The following is an 18,485-nucleotide window of genomic DNA, read 5'->3' on the forward strand; positions in this document are numbered from 1 at the left end:
AGGCTATTGCTGCTGTGCCGCGCGCAGGGCGCGCTCCAGCGCGTCCAGAAAACGGGAGCGGTCGGCCTTTGTAAAGCTCTTGCCGCCGCCCTGCCGAAACGGATCGGCGGCACGCAGGTCGGCCATCAGGTCGCGGGTGGCCAGCACGTTGCCGATGTTGGCCCCGGTCAGGGCCTCACCGTTGTGTTTGAGCACCTTTGCCCCCGCCGCCACGCATTTCGCCGCAAGCGGGATATCACCCGTCACCACGACATCGCCGGTGCCCGCGCGTTCCGCGATCCACATGTCCGCGACATCGGGCCCATCCGGCACGATCACCGTCTCGACCAGCGGGTTCTGTGAAGGCCGCAGGCCACCGTTGGAGACGACGAACATCCGCACCTTGTGGCGGGTTGCCACGCGCTCTGCCTCTGCCTTGACCGGGCAGGCATCGGCGTCGATGTAGAGCGCGGTCATGCGCCCCACAGTGCTTCTGCATGGAAGGCGATGTGATCTTCCATGAAGCTGGAGACAAAGAAATAGCTGTGGTCATAGCCCGGCTGCATCCGGAAGGTCGCCTGCTGGCGTTTGGCGGCGATGGCGGCTGCCAGCGCTTCGGGTTTGAGCAGGTCAAGGAACTGGTCGGAAGCGCCCTGGTCGATCAGGATCGGCCCGTCAAATCCCTTGTCTGCCATCAACAGGGTCGCGTCATGGCGCGCCCAGGTTGCCTCGTCGCTGCCCAGGTAGGCAGCAAGCTGTTTCCGGCCCCAGTCGCTTGCGGTGGGGTGCGCAATGGGGGCAAAGGCGGAGACCGATTTGAACCGCCCTTCGAGGTTCATCGCAAGGGTCAATGCGCCATGCCCGCCCATCGAGTGACCGGTGATGCCCTGCCGGTCCAGGTCGATGGCGAAATTTTCGCCGATCAGCGCGGGCAGTTCCTCGGCGATATAGTCCCACATGCGGAAATGAGGTTTCCAGGGGTCTTCGGTCGCGTTCACGTAGAAACCGGCACCTTTGCCAAGGTCATAAGCCTCGTCGTCCGCCACATCCTCGCCGCGCGGCGAGGTGTCGGGAAAGACCAGCGCGATTCCGTGATCCGCCGCCCAGCACTGTGCGCCGGCCTTTGTCATCGCGTTTTCATGGGTGCAGGTCAGGCCAGACAGATACCACAGCACAGGCACCGGCCCGTCGCGGGCTTCGGCGGGCAGGAAGAGGCCGAACGTCATGTCGCAGCCGCAGGTCGTGGAACTGTGCGAATAGACCCCCTGCGTGCCGCCGAAACAGGCGTTTTCAGAGATCGTTTTCATGGTGTGTCCTTTCGAGGTTTCGGGTCTCATGGAATGATGGAAAGCGGCGCGAACCCCGGTGTCAAACCTGGGTGATCCAGCCCACGACAAGGCTGACGGTCAGGATGCTGACGGCGGTGGACAACAGGATCGCGGTCGAGACCCGGACCGGGGCGACGCCGTAATGCTGGGCAAGCATATAGACGTTTCCGGCCACGGGCAGCGCGGAAACGGCGATGATGACGCCTGCCTTGAACGGGTCCACGCCGAACAGGAACAGCGCCGCAAAGGCGACAAACAGCGGGTGCAGCACCAGTTTGCAAAAGCTCAGCCAGCCCGCGATGTGAATCCGCTCGGGCTGCGTCAGCGCCAGTGAGGCGCCGATGGCAAACAGGGCGCCCGGTGTCGCGGCGCCGCCGAGGATGCTGAGAAAGTCGTTCATCGGGTCCGGGATGGGGATCTGCAGACCCGACCAGACGAAGCCCAGAACGATGGCGACGATCATCGGGTTGCGGATCAGGCCCAGCCCGATGGGCCGTAGCATCTGCATCGGTGCCAGACCGCCACGCGAACCGGTAATCAGGATGACGATCAGGCTGGAGAAGACAACCAGGTCTATCGCCAGCGCCAGCAGCACCGGGCCGACCGCCTCCGGGCCCAGCAGCAGGGCGAGCATCGGAACACCGAGGAACCCGGTGTTCCCGATCACCGCGCATTGCGCCTCAATCGCGGTTGTCGGCACGTCCTGGCCGCGCAGGAAACCGACAAGCGTGGCGATCCCGTAGACAAAGCTCGTCCCCCAGAGATAGGCGACCACAAGGCGGGTATCCCAGACCTCGGCCAGTGACAGATTGGCGGAAAACCGGAACAGCATTGCCGACAGGGCAAAGTAGAAGACAAATTTGGTCAGATATGCGGTGGCTTCGGCACTGAAGAACCTGGAGCGTCCTGCCCAGAAGCCCAGCCCGATCAGGGCAAAGAAGGGCAGAGTTTTCATGAAGATCGCCAGCATGTCCCAAGGGGTATCCAGCAATGCGGTCCGGTGCAAGCGTCCTGCTGCACGGAAATACCGCTTGGAACTGAACGATTCGGTTTATATTGTTGTACCTCAATGTTTCGGAGCAGAAATGAACGTTGCCCCCCCAAAGGTTCGCAAGGGCCGGAAATTCGATCAGGTGCTGGAAGGCGCGCGTTCCGTGTTCATGGCTGACGGTTTCGAAGGGGCCAGCGTCGATGAGATTGCCCGCGTTGCCGCGGTGTCCAAGGCGACGCTTTACAGCTATTTTCCTGACAAGCGGTTGTTGTTCATGGAGGTTGCCAGCTCCGAATGCGCCCGTCAGAGCCAGGAAGCGGTCAAGACCATCGACATGTGCGCCCCGCCCCGCGCGGTGCTGGGCCAGGCCGGGCGGCACTTCCTGCGGTTTCTGACCTCGACCTTCGGGCAGCAGGTGTTTCGGATCTGCGTTGCCGAATCGGATCGGTTTCCCGAGCTGGGCCAGAAATTCTACAGCACCGGTCCTGCGGTTGTGCGGGCCGAGATGGTTGCCTATTTCCAGGGGGCCGAGGCCCGGGGCGAACTGCGGATCGAGGATCACGCGCTGGCCGCCGACCAGTTTGGCGAGCTATGCAAGGCCGACATCTGGACGCGGCTGATCTTTGGCGTGACAAAGACCGTCTCTGACGCCGAAATCGACCGGGTGGTGGACAGCGCGGTCGAGACCTTTCTGGCCCGGTACGAAGCATGAGAACGAGATCAAGGAACAGGACATGAAAACACAGATCGCACTTGTCACCGCCGCCGCGCTGGCGGCCTGCGGCCCGCAACAAAACGGCGGCGCCTCGTCTGATGCAGGCGCGGGCGGTGCTGACACCTGTAACGCGGCGGCCTATGCCGGAATGATCGGTCAGGACGCGGTCGTGGCGCTGTCCATACCGGACCCCAAGCGTCAATACCGCCTGGGCGATCCGGTCACGATGGATTTCAACGCGTCCCGCGTGAACATCGTGCTCAACGATACGGATGTGATCATCGACATCACATGTGGCTGAGCGGTCCAGCTGTCTGACCTGCGGCATGGCGCCTTTGACCTGAGGCAGATCGGCAAGCTTTTGAATCGTATCAGTGGGTGGTGACAGACCATTCCGACCCGGACCCGACTTTCGCCCAGATCTGCGCGAAGGTCGGCTGTGCGGGACAAAGCGGCCGTCCACCAAAGCCCGGAGTCAAGGTGCGCAGCACCGCCGGGCAGCGCCCGACCGCCCCATGGGCGGGCGCTTTCTCACCGTATTGCGGTTCATCATCCCCACGCCAAAGATTAGAAATAAAGTGGCACCCACGGACGTTCCGCTGCCCACCCGCGGTCAGGCGCTGCCCTGTGTGGTTAAGTCACTCCGGACTCTTTCCGGTCCTTCGCTGCATTTTTCACAAATGACCGCTCGGCTCCAGCCCCCTCCTTCGGACGCCGGGCAGCGCACAGGCCCTTTATATCCCGTAACACTTCGGCAAGGGCCTTTCTCGCCCCCCGCGCGGTGTGAACCGAATAAAATTTTTATTAACAATGTATTGAGTACCCCGCGGGGAACGCGGCAGCTTCTCGTTGCTGATGTCAACACGACCTAGTATGGCAGAAACGAAATGCGCATCATTTCCCACTGCCCCGGATCGCTTGCGATCCGGTTCGCACCCGACCCCGCCCCCGTCAAACCGCAGGTTTGCCTTCGGCAAAACGGCGGGTGCGAAACTCCGACCTCGCAAGGTGCTGCGAAGTATGGAAAAATGGAGATGCCCCGCCAAATGGAGGGCCGCCCTCGGTTTCGGGTGCGAACCTGCCGTTGAGAGCTGCATTCAATGAACCGAATTTTGAGTCCGGGTGACTAGGACTTGGGGCGGTTATCCACGATCCGCACGGCTTTGCCTTCGGATCGGGGGACACCGCCGACATCGGCCACATCCACTTTGACGCTGATCCCGACGGTCTGCTTGATCTGGGCAGACAATGCCCTGGCCGCATCGGCGCGCAGCGCGTCCGAGACCGAGGCATCCGCGCATTCACACAAGATCCGCATCTGATCCATGCGGTCGGGACGGGACAATTCAATCTGGAAATGCGGGGCAAGGCCGCTGGTTGCCATCAGCGCCTCTTCGATCTGGGTCGGAAAGACGTTCACGCCGCGCAGGATGATCATGTCATCCGACCGGCCGGTCACCTTTTCCATCCGCCGCATGGACCGTGCCGTGCCGGGCAGCAGGCGGGTCAGGTCGCGGGTGCGGTAGCGGATGATCGGAAAGGCCTCTTTCGTGAGCGAGGTAAAGACCAGCTCGCCCTGTTCACCCTCGGCAACCGGTTGCCCGGTTTCGGGGTTGATGATCTCGGGATAGAAATGATCCTCCCAGATGTGCAACCCGTCCTTTGATTCCACGCATTCCATCGACACGCCCGGCCCCATGACTTCGGACAGGCCGTAGATGTCGACCGCATGCATGTCGAAGGCCTGTTCGATTTCAAGGCGCATCGCATTGGTCCAGGGCTCGGCACCGAAAATGCCGACTTCGAGCGAGCTGGCGCGCGGGTCGATGCCCTGCGCGGCGAATTCATCCAGAATGGACAGGGCATAGGACGGGGTGACGGTGATCCCCTTGGGCTTGAAATCCTCGATCAGGCGGACCTGGCGCGGTGTCATCCCGCCCGAGATCGGGTAGGTCGACAGCCCCAGCGCATCGGCACCCAGATGGATGCCCAGCCCCCCGGTAAACAACCCGTAGCCATAGGCGTTGTGCAACATGTCGCCGGGGCACATCCCCGCCGCACGCAAGGACCGCGCCACCACGCTGGCCCAGTTGTTCAGGTCGGCCTGCGTGTATCCCACGACCGTCGGCTGACCCGTGGTGCCCGAGGAGGCATGGATGCGGGCCACTTTCTCGCGCGGGACGGCGAACATGCCAAAGGGGTAATGGTCGCGCAGGTCGGTTTTGACGGTGAAGGGGAACTTTGCCAGATTGGCAAGCGATGTCAGGTCATCGGGATGTACGCCAGCCGCGTCAAAGCTGGATTTGTAGAACGGCACATTGTCATAGGCATGGCGCAGGGACCATTTCATGCGCTCCAGTTGCAGCGCCTCGATCTCGTCCCGGCTGGCAATCTCGATCGGATCAAGGGTGGATCTTTCTGGCGTCAGGTCTTTCATTCTTGGGTCCCCTCCTCAGGAAAATGCTGGCCTTTGACACTGCGCGACAGACCACGGAACAGCGCGACCGTGCGCCCGTCCGCGCCCGTCACGGTGACGTCGTAGATGCCCGACCGCCCGGTTCTGGATGTCTCCACCGCGCGGGCGGTCAACACCTCGTCAGCCCGGCCGGGGCTGAGAAAGGTGATCTGGTTCTGCTGGGCGACGACGAGCTGGTTGTAGCTGTTGCAGGCAAAGGCAAAGGCGCTGTCGGCAAGGGTGAAGATATAGCCGCCGTGGCAAATCCGGTGCCCGTTCAACATTTCGGGCCGGACCTTCATGGTCAGCGTGGCCTGTCCGGGTGCGACCGCCGTGATGGTCATGCCCAGCCCGGCAGAGGCCTGATCAGCGGCAAACATGATCTCTGTCGATTTTTCCGCACGTTCCTGGGGGGTCATTTGGCTGGCTCTTTATGTTTCATAATTTCTGAGAATTCCACAGTGCTGTAACTCTTTCAATCATTATCATCTACGCAGGCTCTTGAATTGGGCGGCGAAGGGCGCAACTGTAGAAACATGACAGTGCAATTTCCTCCGCAAGTCACCCCCTTTGAGCGTCCTGCCGAACAGGTCGCGTTTCACCGCACCGAACTGTCATTGATCCTGTCGCTTTACGGACGGATGGTTGCGGCGGGTGAATGGCGCGATTACGGCATATCATGTCTGCGCGACGTGGCGGTGTTTTCTGTTTTCCGGCGCACCGCCGAGATCCCGCTGTACCGGATCGAGAAACGCCCGAAACTGCGCAGCAAGCAGGGGATGTATGCGGTGATCGGGACAAACGGTCAGGTGCTGCGCAGGGGCCATGACCTGAAAGCGGTCCTGCGTGTGTTGGAGCGCAAGCTGATCCGCGCGGTGGAATAGACCTCCCGGTCGGAAGCTCAACTTGAGGCCAGCGAAAGGCGCCGGTGCGCCGTCACGTTGCCGTCGCCCTGTTCGCGGATGCGGGTGATCGCCTCGGCAATCGGTTCGTAAACGGTCTGCATGGCGTGGACATTGGCGTGGATCAGCGTTTCGGGGTCAGCAACCAGCGCCACATGCCCCTTCCAGAACAACAGGTCGTTGCGGCGGTAGGGGCCGGATGCCGGTTCCCCCAGGATATGCTGCTGGTCGCTGTCGCCGGGGCAGGGGATTCCACAGGCCAGCAGGGCGGCCTGCACCAGCCCGGAACAATCAATGCCCCAGCGGCTGTTGCCGCCCCAGAGGTACGGGGTGCCAAGGAACAGCTTGGCGATGGCGGCGGGATCGTCAAACAGCAGGTCGGCCTCGCGCAGGTGGACCAGGGGAATGTATCCGATGGAGGTGACGGCAAAGCTGCCCTTTGTGCCGGTCACCGCCACTGCGCTGCCAAAGCTGAGGCTCTGGCGTTCCAGCGATTTGAAATCCGCCGAGGTATAGGCATGGGTGGCAGGCGCGCAGACCCTGTGGGTCGTCTTGGCCGCGCTGCCCAGCGCGCCGGTGCTGACATGGCCACAATAGCCGTCCTTGTCCGCCTGAACATAGGTATATCCGGCAAAATCCTCGCCCAGCAGGGTCAGGGTGTCACCAAACAGCAGCTGGCGGTCTCGCGCCCCACCGGGGCTGCGGCACAGGTCGGTGACGGCGGCGGTGACCTGACCCGGTTCCGACCGTGTCACCAGCGAAGCAACGGGTGTCAGACGCGGGTCGCTCATCGGTTGAGAATCGGCAACAGAGCTGCGTGAAGCGCCCGTGTGGCCTGACCGGTGCCGCCCTTGGGGCGGGCAGGGGCAGCGGCAGGTTGCCATCCATAGATGTCGAAATGCGCATAGGGGCTTTCGGTGACGAAACGGCGCAGGAACAGGGCGGCAGTGATGCATCCGGCAAAACCGCCCTTGGGCGCATTGTCCAGATCCGCGATGCCCGGTTCGATCATCGCCTCATAGGGATCGTGAAAAGGCATCCGCCAGACCGGATCGGCGGTGGCGGCTGCCGCCGCCTCAAGCGCCGAGACAAAAGCCGGGTCATCGCTGAAATAGGGGGCGAGATCGGGCCCGACCGCCACCCGTGCGGCCCCGGTCAGGGTCGCCATGGAGATGATCTGGTCCGGCGCGCCCTCATCGGCGTAAGCCAGCGCATCGGCCAGCACCAGGCGGCCTTCGGCATCGGTATTGTTGATCTCGACCGTCAGCCCCTTGCGCGATGTCAGTATGTCCTGCGGGCGGAAGGCGTTGCCGGAAACAGAATTCTCAACTGCCGGAATCAGCACCCGCAATTGCAGGTCCTGCCCCGTGGCCATGATCATATGCGCCAGCCCAAGCACGGCAGCAGCTCCGCCCATGTCCTTTTTCATCAGACCCATGGAGGCACCGGGTTTCAGGTTCAGACCACCGGTGTCGAAACAGACCCCCTTGCCGACAAGGGTCAGCTTCGGCCCAGTCTTGCCCCAACGCATGTCGATCAGCCGCGGGGCGCGGTCGGCGGCGCGGCCGACGGCGTGGATCATCGGAAAATTCTGCGTCAGCAGGTCATCCCCGACGATGACTTCGATCTCGGCACCATGCTGTTTTGCCAGTGCCAGCGCAGCATCGGCAAGGTCGGGGGGGCCCATGTCCGATGCAGGTGTGTTGATCAGGTTGCGCGTCAGCACCTCGCCCGCCGCTATGGCCTCGATCCGGGCCACATCCAGATCCGCCGGTGCGACAAGCCTTGCCCGCAGGGGCGATTGTTCGCGGTAGCGGTCAAAGGCATATCCGGCCAGGAGCCAGCCCAGTGCCTCGGTCTCTGCCGCGTCCTCGGGCAGGCCGCTGACGATTTCATAGCTGCCTTCGGGCAAGGCCGTCGCCGCACCGGCCAGGTGGAACCGGCCCCGCAGGCGCACCTTCGGTGAGCCGTATCCGACAAGGGCCATGGCGGGTTTGCCCTCGGCATCGGCGATCACCAGCGATTGGCCAAGGGCACCGGTAAATCCATTCGCGCCGATCCAGTTCAGAACCGCTGCCGGCTGATCGGCGGACCAGCCCGTCAGCGCATCTTCGGAAAGAACGTGCAGCGGCAGGGTATCGGCGGTTTTCGGGACAAAGGTGCAGGGCATGGTACGCTTTCGATTTCGGAACAACCTGCGGCGCAGCCTATCCTTTCCAGCGATGCCCGCAAGCCATCAGCTCGGGTTTTCGTCGCTGTGCCAGACCGCGCAAAGCGATCGCTCGCCAACCCGCAGCAAGCGCGAAAGCGTGGCGGCGGTGGCAATGGAATCCCCCCGGTCGATGCAGGTCACGACATCTGTGGCAACGCGGGTCATGGCCAGCATCCCGATCTGGTCACCCACCGCGATCAACGTCCTGGTGTTCTTGCGCAATGCCACCAGTTTCTTGTCATGATACAGGTCCGAACAATGCGACAGCCGCAGCGCGATGTCCTCCAGCGCCCGGCACAGAATGTCTTCGGCATCGGCTTCGCCCAACTGGCGATAGAGCGCGTTCAGCCGTGTTTGATCAACACATACGTTTTCCATAGGTTTCATTTGCAGAACCAGCATAGTCTCACCCCTTGATCAGCCCCCACGGCTGTGGCGTGACTATGCCGTGCAAGTGTTTGAAAAGGGTTGCCGCGCCCTACCTTTTCGCTCGAATTCGCCATTGATTTGGTCTAACTCTGCGGGACCGAAAACAAAGGGATCAGCGCGATGAACAGGGCAAAACCACTGCCGGGCTACCTGATACAGCGGTATCACGGCTGGAAAGCAACGAGCTATGCGGACAACGCATCTTGGTATCGCAGGCTGGCCGACGAGGGCCAGCGGCCACGGGCGATGGTGATCTCATGTTGTGACAGCCGGGTGCATGTGACCTCGATCTTCGGGGCCGACCAGGGCGAATTCTTCATCCACCGCAATATCGCCAACCTTGTCCCGCCCTATGAACCCGATGGCGATCATCACGGCACCTCGGCGGCGGTGGAATATGCGGTGCGGGTGCTGAAAGTTGCCCATCTGATCGTGCTGGGCCATTCCAACTGCGGTGGCGTCAAGGGCTGTATCGACATGTGTCAGGGCAACGCCCCCGAGATGGAGGCGAAAGACAGCTTCGTTGGCCGCTGGATGGACATCCTGCGCCCCAAGTATGAAGAGGTCTCCAAACTGCCCGATGGGGTGGAACAGGAACGTCAGCTGGAAAAACTGGCGGTGATGACATCGCTTGAGAACCTGATGACATTTCCCTTTGTCGCGGAACTGGTCCAGAGCGGCCAGTTGACGATGCATGGCCTCTGGACCGACATCGGCGAAGGCGGGCTGGAATACTACAGCGCGGAAAGCAAGCGTTTCCAGCCGGTATAACCGGGGCGGCGTATCGGGCAGGCGCCACTGGCGCCCGCCCTGTCTCTTATCTCAGGACCATGCCATCGGGCCAGTTCAGCTCTTGCTGGATCTCGATTTCGCTGGTTTCACCGGCCGCCACGTCGATGTTCCATTGCAGCACCCCGCGCTGATCCTCGACATTGGTCTCATCCGGTTCCGGGGTCGCGCTCCACTGGATGACCAGGTCATCCTGAATGGTATAGGGAACGGCCGCCTGAACCTCGACGTCCCAATCGGTTGTACCCAGATTCTCGATGTCCACGCGGACCCGCTGACGCTGGGCATTGGACCGGCTGATGATGCCGCGATCGCCTTCGGACTGGTTCAGGATCGTATAGGTCAGTTGCAGGTCCTCGATGGGGCCAAAGGGGACATCCCCCTCGCCGCCTGCCGGAACCTGCGGGAAGGGCGCGCGCCCGACCAGCGTGTTGTCGATGTAAAGCGCCGCCTCATTCGCCGCCAGCAGGGGTTCCTGCGTGGTATTGGTGAATTCGGCCATCAGATAGGCCGTGGTGTCGAATGCCGGGGCTGCATGGGCATAGCGGCGCGCGTCAAAGCTGAGCTGGTCCAGATTGACCCGGGTCGCGTCGACGCCACTGGCCAGATCAAGCGGGCGCGCCACGGTGTAGGTCACACCCGGCCCGTCAAAGGAGGTCGCGACACTGTCGTTGAACCGGACCGCCGATTCCATGACAGGTGCCGCTGCATCCATGCTGCCGCCTTCCTTGCGCAGGGAGGCCAAGGGGCGCGGCGGCTCAGGCTCTTCGATCCGGCGCAGTACCGGTGCCACGATGCTGGGGCTGATCTGTGATGCGGGTGCCAGCGTCGAAAGGGTGACCGCCACATCCTCCCAGTTCTCGCCGCTGTACTGCGCGATCATGGCCCCCCGGGTGATTTCCAACGTCGAAGGGTCCTGGCCCCGCAGGTATAGGTCATAGACCGGCCGCCAGCCTGCATCGACGGGATAGCTCAGGGACAGGGTCAGCTCGGCCTCGGCCTCGGCTGTGACGGACAGGGTCAGCTGCGACACTTCCTTGGCCGGCGGCGTGAGCGCGGCAAGGGCGGCTTTCGCGTCGTTCAGTTCCTTGTCCAGATCCTCGCGGTCTCTCTCGATGTCCCGGGCGCGCTGCTGCGCCACAAGGGCGGCCTGCCGGGCGGCCAGTGTCTCGGTTTCGACCATCCGGGCGATATCGCTCAGGGTTGTCACATCGCTTGGCAGCCCCTCGTTTGTGCCCAAAGCTCCCAGAAAGCCGACCTTTGCCTCTGCTGCTGCAGCGGCAAGACGGGCCTCGGCAACCCGGTCCTCAAGATCGGTGATCGCGCGTTCGGCGGCCTTGATCCGGTCCTTTGCTGCGGTGATTGCCGCGCTGTCGGTATCGGGACGCGGGGGAATGGCAGAGGAACGGAATTGCGTCGCCCCAAGGCGCGCGCCATCAAGGCTGACCCGCAGCATGTCGCCCTGCAGCCAGGCAGGCAGGTCGGGCAGGATGACCTCATGCGTGCCCGCAGGAACGCTAAAGGCGACCTCGCGCGTGACCTGCGCGCCGTAGCCGTAGACGACCGCGGCAGTGGGGGCACTGGCAAGGGTGAAAGTGTCGGCCTGGGCCATGACGGGCAGGCCCAGGAGGCATGCAGCAACAATACGCATCGGGTAATCCCTGTGATCAAAAACTGATCATATTGTGCAAGTCTGCCGGGCAAAAGAAAAGGGGCCACAAGGCCCCTCATCCCGGTCAAAGCGAAAGCCCGCCTAGCGCATATCGCTCAAAAGTGGGAACCGGTTTTGGGCTCCCCGGATATGCGAAATCAATAGGTTGGAGCGCGTCGCGTGCATGTAAATGAACGCGAAACGCTCTAGCCCTTTTTCAGAACCTCACGGCCCAGCAGTTCAGCGATCTGCACAGCGTTCAGGGCGGCGCCCTTGCGCAGGTTGTCGCTGACGCACCACAGGTTCAGACCGTTGTCGATGGTGCTGTCCTGACGGATGCGGCTGATGAACGTCGCGAAATCGCCCACGCATTCGATCGGCGTGACGTAACCACCGTCCTCGCGCTTGTCGATGACCATGATTCCGGGTGCCTCGCGCAGGATGTCGCGGGCTTCATCCTCGTCCAGGTGATCCTCGAACTCGATGTTGATCGCTTCGGAGTGGCCCACGAAGACCGGCACGCGCACGCAGGTTGCCGTGACCTTGATCTTTGGGTCCACGATCTTCTTGGTCTCGGCGACCATCTTCCATTCTTCCTTGGTCGATCCGTCTTCCATGAAGACGTCGATATGCGGAATCACGTTGAAGGCGATCTGCTTGGTGAACTTGCGCGCGGGCTTGTCATCGACCGGGTTGTAGATCGACTTGGTCTGATCCCAGAGTTCGTCGATGCCTTCCTTGCCCGCACCGGATACGGATTGATAGGTGCTGACCACCACCCGCTTGATCGTCGCGCGGTCATGCAGCGGCTTGAGCGCCACAACCATCTGCGCGGTCGAACAGTTCGGGTTGGCGATGATATTGCGCTTTGCGTAATCATGGATCGCCTGCGGGTTCACCTCGGGCACGATCAGCGGCACATCCGAATCGTAGCGGTAGAGCGACGAGTTGTCGATCACCACGCAGCCGGCCTTGGCGGCGCTGGGCGCGTATTTCTTGGTCGCGTCGGACCCCACGGCGAAAAGCGCCATGTCCCAGCCCGTGAAGTCGAACGTGTCCAGATCCTTGCATTTGAGCGTCTTGTCCCCATAGCTGACTTCCGTACCCATGGACTTGCGGCTGGCCAGGGCCACGATCTCATCCACGGGGAACTGGCGCTCGGCCAGAATGTTCAGCATTTCGCGGCCCACATTGCCTGTGGCGCCCACGACGGCGACGCGATAACCCATCTGAATTCTCCAATGTTATATGTGATGGTGGCTGCCCTTTATCCCGCCTGTCGGCAAAGGGAAAGGGCTGCGCGATATGCAAGCCCTCAGGCGGTGCGGTCGCTGCTGAAAAGGTACACCAGCAGCCCCGCGAACAGGCAGCTGCCCAGCAGGACAAAGACCATCGCATAAGGCAGCACCACATCACCCGTGCCCGCGTAGTTGTGATAGACGCGGGCAGAGGCGAATTGCAGGATGCCGACCCCGCCGATGCTGAAAAGGTTGAGCATGGTCACCCCCCGCCCGATCAGATGCGGCGGCAGAAAACTGCGCCCATGTGCCATGATCACGGCATAACCGCTGCCAAAGAAGCCGATGACACAGATCAGCCCCACCGACAGGGCCAGCGAATGCGCGGGCAGCAAGATTACGGCAAAGGTTGTGAAGCTGGTGACCATTGCGCCGCCCGCCAGCATCCATTTGCGCGAGGGAAAGAGCCGGTCGGCAAAGCCGTAGAACAGAGTGCCGGCGATCATCGCGGTGCCCATCAGCAGGCTGGCAACGCCCACCGCGCTGGTGCCCGCCCCGAACACATCCGTCAGGTAGGGACCGATCCAGAGGCCCCGCACCGCGCCCGGCAGCGCATAGTTGACGCCCATCAGCGGAAAGATGAACCAGAGCGCCCGCAGCCTGAAAAGCTCTGCCAGCGATCCTTTGCTTTCGCCTTCAACCTTGGCAGGGTCCCTGACCCACAGATAGATCGACAAGGCCACCAGCGCGCAAAGGCCGCCCAGCCCCCAGAGCGAGTTGCGCCACCCCAGCAGTTCCGCCGAGAGCGCCATCGGATAGGAGGCCACGAGGTTGCCCAGGCTGCCGACCCCGACCATGACGGACGCCAGAAGGGCAAACCGCATCGGCGGGTATTCGCGGGCGAAGATATAGTAGGAGGCCATCAGCACCGGCGCGCAGCCGAAGCCGATCAGCGTCATGGCGATGGTGATATGCAGCGGGCTGGTGGCCAGTGCAAACACGGCTGCCCCGCCGCCGCCCCCGAGCAGAAGCAGCCCGGCCGCAGTCCGGCGGGGTCCGATGCTGTCCAGGGCCGCGCCGATCGGGATCTGGGCCGCCGCAAAGGCCGCGAACCACATGCCGGAGGCCAGCGCCAGGTCATCGGGCGTGGCACCGATGTCCTGCTCAAGAAGCTTGGCAAGAACCGCCAGGAAGGCGCGAAAGAACTGGCTCAGCACATAGGCGAGCGCCAGCAGGATCAAACCAATATGCATCAGTCGCGGGGTATCCATTTCCGCGCCAGAGCCTGCGCGTTTTGGCTGAGCAGCAGGACATCGGCACCGACAGCAACGAACTGCGCGCCTGCCGCCAGGGCGTCATTTGTCATCTCGTCCCGGGTGGAGAGGATTCCCGGGGCCTTGCCTGCCGCCTTGATCCGGCGCAGGGCGTCCATGATTGCGGCCTGGACATCCGGATGCTGGGCATTGCCCATATGCCCCATGTCCGCCGCCAGATCGGCCGGTCCGATAAAGACCCCGTCCACCCCTTCGACCGCGAGGATGTCATCAAGCGCGGCCATCCCCTTGCGGTTCTCGACCTGGAGCAAAAGGCAGATCTGCGCATCGGCAGTGGTGCCGTAGTCGGTGATCCGGGAAAAGCGTGCTGCACGGGTCAGGGAATATCCGACACCCCTGTCGCCGTGGGGCGGATAGGTCACATCGCGTACCAGCTGCCGCGCCTGCTCGGCGCTTTCGACCATCGGAACCAGAATGGTCTGCGCGCCTGCGTCCAGCATCTGTTTCATCAGATAGGTTTCGCCCACCGGGACCCGGACAATCGGGTGACTGGGCGAGGCGGCAAGGACCTGAAGCTGGGCCAGGATCGACCGCAGGTCGTTGGGCGCATGTTCGCCATCAATCAAAAGCCAGTCGAACCCGGCGGTGCCCATCAGTTCCGCGCTGAAGGTGTCGGCAAGGCCAAGCCAGCAGCCAAAGACGGTTTCGCCCGCGCTGAGGGCCTGTTTGAACGGGTTCACGGGTACGGGCATGATAAGGATCCTTGCAGTTTCTGCCGGACCCTACGCCGTGTCGCGTGGTCTTGACCAGAGGCTGCGCATGCGGGCGCGGCTCTCATGCGGGTGGCGGGGTCAGATGACCTTGATCACGTCCTTGTCGATGGCCAGCATGTAGCCGCGCCGCGCGATGTTCTTGACCAGCAGTTCGCTGACGATCTGGTTGCCCAGCGTGTCGCGCAGCCGCTTGATCCGGGTGGCCCCCGCGGCCTCGTCGCAATCGGCGGCGTTGCGGCCGGAAATGACCCCTTCGATCTCGGAGCCGGACAACACGTCGTCGTCCATCCGGGCCTCGGCCAGCACGCTCATGGTTTCCATCGCCGCATCGGTCAGCTTGAAGCCGAGGTTGTTGAGGTAGACGGTATTCTCTTCGCGGCTGATCAGCAGCGAATTCACCTGGATCCCCGCCCGCTCGATCTGGGCCATGCGGCGGTTGAAGCCGACCAGCATGATCAGAAAGACCAGCGCCGCCACCAGCATCGCGGTGGCAAAGACCAGCAGCACAAAGATCACCATGCGGTAGCTGTTGAGCGTTTCGGAAAAGGCCGTGCCGGATTGTGCCAGAATTTCCAGCAGCTTGATCTCCGTCCCGGAGGTCAGATCGTCGTTCTCGACAAAGATGCGTGTGACTTCGGCGTTGAAGGCATTGGCATCGGGCAGGGACCAGAACAGCAGCCCCGCAGCGATCAGCAAGGCCGCGACAATTGCGGTAATCCCGGCACCCACGATGCGGCCGCCAAAGCGGCGCATGTCAGAAGCGGAGGTAGTTTGATCCTGCACTGTCTCTCCTCTGTGCCAACCCGTCCTCACCAAAGACCGACAGGATATTGAGCAGGGTCCAGCCCTGCGCCGAAAGCCGGGCGGAAAGCTCCGCCTTGGCGGCGCCTGCATTGCAGGCCCCGTTGATCTGCGCAACGCCGTAATGCAGGCGCAGCGGGTTGTCTTGCTTGGCCTTGTAATCGGCATAACACCCGGCCGCCGAGGCGGGCAGGGCGGCAGCGATCAGGGCCGCAGACAGAAAGGAAAGGATGAGGTGTTTCATGCAATATCTCTGCGCCTTTGTGCGCTGATATTCAATATCCAAAGGGGGTTAGCGCAGCTGTTATCCAATAACATCCCCCTGATATTGCCTGTCTGAGCCCCCTGACCCCAGGTTGATCCCATCAGCAGGCGACACCCGTCTGCGCCCTCAAAAAGGATCAGACACATGTATCGCCGCTTTATCGCTACCATCGCTGCCGCATCCATCGCGATCACCGCCATTGGCGCCATTCCCGCCCATGCCGGAGATCGCGACACCGTGCGGGCCCTTGCCGCCATTCTTGGCGTTGCCGTCGTGGGCAAGATCATTCACGACAACAACAAGAAGAAACGCGCCAATCACCAGCCCGCGCCGGTCTATGACCACCCGCGCAGCGCGCCGCCGCGCTATCATCCGCCGCGTGGCGTCCAGCCGCACCACAATCCGCCCCGCTATCATCCGCAGCCGCGCCCGCTGCCGCGTCATGTGAACAACAAGCTGCTGCCCAAGCAGTGCTTCCAAAGTTTCGACACGCGTCGCGGCACGATCCGGATGTTCGGCGAACGCTGCCTGCAGCGCAACTTTCGCCACGTGAAATCCCTGCCCCAGAACTGCCACTACAAGTTCGGGACCCCGAACGGCCTGCGCAGCGGCTTTGAAGCGCGCTGCCTGAGGGATGCGGGATACAGATTGGCCCGCGGGTAAAACCGCAGGCCATACCCCGCAGGCCAGGTCCCTGACCTGCGGGAAACTGGGGGAGGTGTTCGGGCACTTCCCCCACCTTTTTCAAACAGCCAGCAGATGATTTCAGACGGTCCGGGCCTTGCGGCGCGGGCCGTCTTGGGTTTTGGAGGGGTCATGATTCCGGATTACACATTTGAACAGGCAGCCCGGGGCCGGGGGTTCCTTCGGATCGCCGGGGTGGACGAGGTCGGTCGTGGCCCCCTGGCCGGTCCCGTCACCGCAGCCGCAGTGGTGCTGGACCCTGCGCGCATCCCCGAGGGGCTGAACGATTCCAAGAAACTGACCAAGCGGGCCCGCGCGCGCCTCTATGAAGAGCTCATGCAGGTGGCTGATGTCAGCATCGCCCATGCCAGCGTGGAGGAGATCGACAGGCTCAACATCCTGCGGGCCAGCCACCTGGCGATGATGCGCGCCCTGGCTGGTCTGAAAATCCCTGCGGATTATGCCCTGATCGACGGCAACATGCTGCCCCGCGATCTGACCCTCCCGGCGGAGGCGATCATCAAGGGCGACGCCCGTTCCCAGAGCATTTCGGCCGCCTCAATCATGGCTAAAACATGTCGAGATTGTGTCATGTTGTCCCTGGCGCAACAGCATCCCGGATATGGTTGGGAGACCAACATGGGATATGGATCAAAAAGCCACATGATGGCGCTTCAAAATCTTGGTGTGACCCCACACCATAGACGTTCGTTCAAACCCGTACACAATATGTTGTAGCAAGGTAATTTCTTAAGCATTTGATTCAAAAAAGAAATTGACCGCGATTCGCCTTTGACTCATCCTGATGCTCAACCAACGAGTGCAAAATGCACCGGGCACAGAGGCAGAATTGATGAAGACCATGACAAAGGGTGCGGTGGCACTTCCCTTGAACGAAATCCTTGCGGGTGATTGCATCGACGTGATGAACGCCCTGCCGGAGAACAGTGTTGATCTGATCTTTGCGGACCCGCCCTATAACCTGCAATTGCGCGGCGATCTGGTGCGTCCCGACAATTCCAAGGTGGATGCGGTCGATGACGAATGGGATCAATTTGCCAGTTTTGCCGTCTACGACAAATTCACCCGGGCCTGGCTGAAGGCCGCCCGCCGCCTGCTGAAACCCAACGGGGCGATCTGGGTGATCGGCAGCTATCACAATATTTTCCGTGTCGGCGCTGCGCTGCAGGATGAGGGGTTCTGGATCCTCAATGACGTGGTCTGGCGCAAGTCCAATCCGATGCCGAACTTCCGGGGCAAGCGGTTCACCAACGCCCATGAGACGATGATCTGGGCCGGCAAGGACGAGAATGCGAAATATACCTTCAACTACGAGGCGCTGAAGGCACTGAACGAAGGCATCCAGATGCGCAGTGACTGGGTGCTGCCGATCTGCACCGGGCATGAGCGGCTCAAGGACGAAGCCGGCGACAAGGCGCATCCGACGCAAAAGCCCGAAAGCCTGCTGCACCGCATTCTGGTCGGATCGACCAATCCGGGCGACGTGGTGCTTGACCCCTTCTTTGGCACCGGGACCACGGGTGCGGTTGCCAAGATGCTGGGCCGCGATTTCATCGGCATCGAGCGCGAGGAATCCTATCGCAAGGTGGCCGGCAAACGCATCGCCAATGTACGCCGCTTCGATCGCGACGCGCTGCAGACCACAACCTCCAAACGCGCCGAGCCCCGTGTGCCCTTTGGCCAGTTGGTCGAGCGGGGGATGCTGCGCCCGGGCGAGAACCTCTATTCCATGAACAACCGTCACAAGGCCAAGGTGCGCGCCGATGGCACGCTGATCGGCGATGACATCAAAGGTTCTATCCACCAGGTCGGAGCGCATCTTGAGGGCGCGCCAAGCTGTAACGGCTGGACCTACTGGTGCTTCAAGCGCGAGGGCAAGACCGTGCCGATCGACGTCTTGCGCCAACAGATCCGCTCCGAAATGGCGAACTGAAACACCTTCACCTTATCCGAACACCGCCGGTGCCTGCGGCCTTCC

Annotated in this window: 21 protein-coding genes; 7 read left to right on the forward strand and 14 right to left on the reverse strand. The window is 62.2% G+C overall.

The genetic code is table 11. The features are described from left to right. Positions 1 to 3 precede the first annotated feature (3 nt). The 3 genes from O4H53_RS09820 to O4H53_RS09830 all read right to left on the reverse strand — a co-directional run bounded on the left by O4H53_RS09820 (position 4) and on the right by O4H53_RS09830 (position 2,277). A complete protein-coding gene (locus O4H53_RS09820; RefSeq protein ID WP_114274290.1) occupies positions 4 to 456 on the reverse strand; it encodes a YaiI/YqxD family protein in 453 nt (150 codons plus the stop codon). Then, positions 453 to 1,286, reverse strand: coding sequence for an S-formylglutathione hydrolase (gene fghA, locus O4H53_RS09825; protein WP_269363381.1), 834 nt, complete (start codon positions 1,284 to 1,286; stop codon positions 453 to 455). The genes O4H53_RS09820 and fghA overlap by 4 nt, the downstream gene beginning before the upstream one ends. A gap of 61 nt (positions 1,287 to 1,347) precedes the next feature. Further along, positions 1,348 to 2,277, reverse strand: coding sequence for an AEC family transporter (locus O4H53_RS09830; RefSeq protein ID WP_269363627.1), 930 nt, complete (start codon positions 2,275 to 2,277; stop codon positions 1,348 to 1,350). Positions 2,278 to 2,392: 115 nt separating this feature from the next. Here O4H53_RS09830 and O4H53_RS09835 point away from each other — a divergent pair, with 115 nt between their 5' ends. Continuing rightward, positions 2,393 to 3,010, forward strand: coding sequence for a TetR/AcrR family transcriptional regulator (locus tag O4H53_RS09835; RefSeq protein WP_269363383.1), 618 nt, complete (start codon positions 2,393 to 2,395; stop codon positions 3,008 to 3,010). Between the two features lie 22 nt (positions 3,011 to 3,032). Next, the gene (locus tag O4H53_RS09840) at positions 3,033 to 3,314 is read left to right on the forward strand and encodes an I78 family peptidase inhibitor (protein WP_269363385.1); all 282 of its coding nucleotides are present in this window, start codon (positions 3,033 to 3,035) and stop codon (positions 3,312 to 3,314) included. A gap of 825 nt (positions 3,315 to 4,139) precedes the next feature. Here O4H53_RS09840 and paaK read toward each other — a convergent pair. Continuing rightward, positions 4,140 to 5,450: a phenylacetate--CoA ligase PaaK gene (gene paaK / locus O4H53_RS09845; protein WP_269363387.1), complete on the reverse strand. Its 1,311-nt coding sequence runs from the start codon at positions 5,448 to 5,450 to the stop codon at positions 4,140 to 4,142. Next, the gene (paaI, locus tag O4H53_RS09850) at positions 5,447 to 5,887 is read right to left on the reverse strand and encodes a hydroxyphenylacetyl-CoA thioesterase PaaI (RefSeq protein ID WP_269363388.1); all 441 of its coding nucleotides are present in this window, start codon (positions 5,885 to 5,887) and stop codon (positions 5,447 to 5,449) included. The genes paaK and paaI overlap by 4 nt, the downstream gene beginning before the upstream one ends. 117 nt (positions 5,888 to 6,004) lie before the next feature. Between paaI and O4H53_RS09855 the strand changes: the two genes are divergently transcribed. After that, positions 6,005 to 6,352, forward strand: a complete 348-nt coding sequence (locus O4H53_RS09855) for a DUF2794 domain-containing protein (protein WP_114276068.1) — start codon at positions 6,005 to 6,007, stop codon at positions 6,350 to 6,352. Positions 6,353 to 6,369: 17 nt separating this feature from the next. Here the strand turns inward: O4H53_RS09855 and O4H53_RS09860 are convergent, their stop codons facing one another. The 3 genes from O4H53_RS09860 to O4H53_RS09870 form a co-directional block, all read right to left on the reverse strand. Then, positions 6,370 to 7,161: a C40 family peptidase gene (locus O4H53_RS09860; protein ID WP_269363392.1), complete on the reverse strand. Its 792-nt coding sequence runs from the start codon at positions 7,159 to 7,161 to the stop codon at positions 6,370 to 6,372. Next, the gene (locus tag O4H53_RS09865; RefSeq protein ID WP_269363394.1) at positions 7,158 to 8,540 is read right to left on the reverse strand and encodes a leucyl aminopeptidase family protein; all 1,383 of its coding nucleotides are present in this window, start codon (positions 8,538 to 8,540) and stop codon (positions 7,158 to 7,160) included. The genes O4H53_RS09860 and O4H53_RS09865 overlap by 4 nt, the downstream gene beginning before the upstream one ends. 66 nt (positions 8,541 to 8,606) lie before the next feature. Then, positions 8,607 to 8,969, reverse strand: coding sequence for a hypothetical protein (locus tag O4H53_RS09870; protein ID WP_269363395.1), 363 nt, complete (start codon positions 8,967 to 8,969; stop codon positions 8,607 to 8,609). 162 nt (positions 8,970 to 9,131) lie between these two features. On the opposite strand from O4H53_RS09870, the gene O4H53_RS09875 reads away from it, so the two are divergent. After that, the gene (locus tag O4H53_RS09875) at positions 9,132 to 9,782 is read left to right on the forward strand and encodes a carbonic anhydrase (protein ID WP_269363396.1); all 651 of its coding nucleotides are present in this window, start codon (positions 9,132 to 9,134) and stop codon (positions 9,780 to 9,782) included. A gap of 46 nt (positions 9,783 to 9,828) precedes the next feature. On the opposite strand, the gene O4H53_RS09880 is transcribed toward O4H53_RS09875, so the two are convergent. From O4H53_RS09880 to O4H53_RS09905, 6 genes are all read right to left on the reverse strand, one after another. Then, positions 9,829 to 11,451, reverse strand: coding sequence for a DUF4139 domain-containing protein (locus tag O4H53_RS09880; protein WP_269363397.1), 1,623 nt, complete (start codon positions 11,449 to 11,451; stop codon positions 9,829 to 9,831). 206 nt (positions 11,452 to 11,657) lie between these two features. Next, on the reverse strand, positions 11,658 to 12,680 hold the full coding sequence (locus tag O4H53_RS09885; RefSeq protein ID WP_114276074.1) for an aspartate-semialdehyde dehydrogenase: 1,023 nt from the start codon (positions 12,678 to 12,680) through the stop codon (positions 11,658 to 11,660). A gap of 86 nt (positions 12,681 to 12,766) precedes the next feature. Next, a complete protein-coding gene (locus O4H53_RS09890; protein WP_269363400.1) occupies positions 12,767 to 13,942 on the reverse strand; it encodes an MFS transporter in 1,176 nt (391 codons plus the stop codon). Continuing rightward, the gene (locus tag O4H53_RS09895; RefSeq protein ID WP_269363402.1) at positions 13,942 to 14,715 is read right to left on the reverse strand and encodes an HpcH/HpaI aldolase/citrate lyase family protein; all 774 of its coding nucleotides are present in this window, start codon (positions 14,713 to 14,715) and stop codon (positions 13,942 to 13,944) included. Before O4H53_RS09895 ends, O4H53_RS09890 begins: the two co-directional genes overlap by 1 nt. Before the next feature lie 99 nt (positions 14,716 to 14,814). Then, positions 14,815 to 15,489 carry a winged helix-turn-helix domain-containing protein gene (locus tag O4H53_RS09900; protein ID WP_067290416.1) on the reverse strand — a complete coding sequence of 225 codons (675 nt, stop codon included), beginning with the start codon at positions 15,487 to 15,489 and terminating at the stop codon, positions 14,815 to 14,817. Position 15,490: 1 nt separating this feature from the next. Further along, on the reverse strand, positions 15,491 to 15,781 hold the full coding sequence (locus O4H53_RS09905) for a hypothetical protein (RefSeq protein ID WP_269363404.1): 291 nt from the start codon (positions 15,779 to 15,781) through the stop codon (positions 15,491 to 15,493). Between the two features lie 165 nt (positions 15,782 to 15,946). Here O4H53_RS09905 and O4H53_RS09910 point away from each other — a divergent pair, with 165 nt between their 5' ends. The 3 genes from O4H53_RS09910 to O4H53_RS09920 all read left to right on the forward strand — a co-directional run bounded on the left by O4H53_RS09910 (position 15,947) and on the right by O4H53_RS09920 (position 18,440). Then, positions 15,947 to 16,465 (forward strand): hypothetical protein, encoded by a 519-nt coding sequence (locus O4H53_RS09910; RefSeq protein ID WP_269363406.1) that lies wholly within the window; start codon positions 15,947 to 15,949, stop codon positions 16,463 to 16,465. Positions 16,466 to 16,618: 153 nt separating this feature from the next. After that, a complete protein-coding gene (locus O4H53_RS09915) occupies positions 16,619 to 17,224 on the forward strand; it encodes a ribonuclease HII (protein WP_269363407.1) in 606 nt (201 codons plus the stop codon). A 115-nt stretch (positions 17,225 to 17,339) separates the two neighbouring features. After that, entirely contained in the window at positions 17,340 to 18,440 is a 1,101-nt protein-coding gene (locus tag O4H53_RS09920) for a site-specific DNA-methyltransferase (RefSeq protein ID WP_269363409.1), read from the forward strand. The last annotated feature ends 45 nt before the right edge of the window (positions 18,441 to 18,485 follow it).

The organism is Sulfitobacter sp. G21635-S1 (assembly GCF_027213915.1).
Taxonomy (GTDB): Bacteria; Pseudomonadota; Alphaproteobacteria; order Rhodobacterales; family Rhodobacteraceae; genus Sulfitobacter.